The 1,090-nt window shown below is 18.9% G+C and carries 2 protein-coding genes; both read left to right on the top strand.

Going from position 1 to position 1,090, the window contains the following annotated elements; all coding sequences use genetic code 4:
* On the top strand, positions 1-787 hold a 787-nt coding region (locus tag M0D11_RS06010), incomplete at its 5' end, for a replication initiation protein (protein ID WP_252321002.1).
* A 178-nt stretch (positions 788-965) separates the two neighbouring features.
* Positions 966-1,090 (top strand): ParA family protein (locus tag M0D11_RS07480; RefSeq protein WP_368862547.1); only part of this gene is annotated, 125 nt, incomplete at its 3' end.

Here is a 1,090-nt window from a genome sequence, read left to right as displayed (position 1 = left end):
CCAAGTAAATTTAAATGATTTTTGTATTTTTCATAATATTAATAATACAAATTTATATGAAAAAGTTATTCATAAGAAAAAAGAAATGACGATTATTGAAAAAGAAATTGATAATATTACTAGTTTAAAATTTTGATTACAAGATGAAAATAAAGAAGAATATAGTTTTTTAAATCTTTTTGAAAGAGGTACTTGATTTAAAAATCAAGGAATACTTGAATTTAAAGTTGTTCAAGATTTAATAAAAAAACATTATATTGATTTAAAGTCTGATTATACAAATATTTATTTACCTTATACAAAAACTGTTACAAGTAAATATTCATTACGTTTATATGAGTATTTGCGAAGCTATTTGTATATGAATGCTAAAACTAAAAAAATACCAAATTTTAATCATGAATGAGAATTTAAACAATTAGCAAAAATTTTAAATATAGGTTTGAATAGTAGTTATTTTAAAAGAATCAATGATTTAAAAAGATATGTTTTAGAACCAGTTAAAAAAGATTTGTTGAAAACTGATATTATTTTTTCTTATGAATTGATAAAAATTGGTAGAAAATATAGCAAAATTATTTTAAATACGTATTTAGATTTAGAGAAATTTAATGCGCAGAATCCTGAACTTGAAAAAGTACCAACTAAAAAAGAAAATAAGGAGAATGCAAATAAATCAAAGCTAATAGCAAATAATTTTGAAAAACAAAAAAATAAAATAATTGAAAAAACAATTTTAACTGATGAACAAGTACAAAATATTTTAAATAATATTGATAGTAATTAAAATAAATTGAGGTTTTTTCACTTTAGATACAATTTAAATTAAATATAAAAAATAAATAACTATAAATATATATAAATATAAAATATAAATAACTATACATATATATAATTATATATAAATATAAAAAATAAATATGATATAATATTTTTATAATTTTATTATAGAAAGGAGTACAATAATGAAAAAAATAACACTAGCCAATTCTAAAGGTGGTTGTGGTAAAACAACATGTACACTAGGGCTTGTTAGTATACTTTCTTCTATTGAAAAAAAAGTATTATTGTTTGACTTAGACCCCCAAGC

This window comes from Spiroplasma endosymbiont of Lariophagus distinguendus (genome assembly GCF_023846195.1).
In the GTDB taxonomy this organism is placed as follows: Bacteria; Bacillota_I; Bacilli_A; order Mycoplasmatales; family VBWQ01; genus Spiroplasma_E.
Note: the sequence above shows the minus strand (reverse complement) of the source record. Positions and strands in the feature narration are given on the sequence as shown.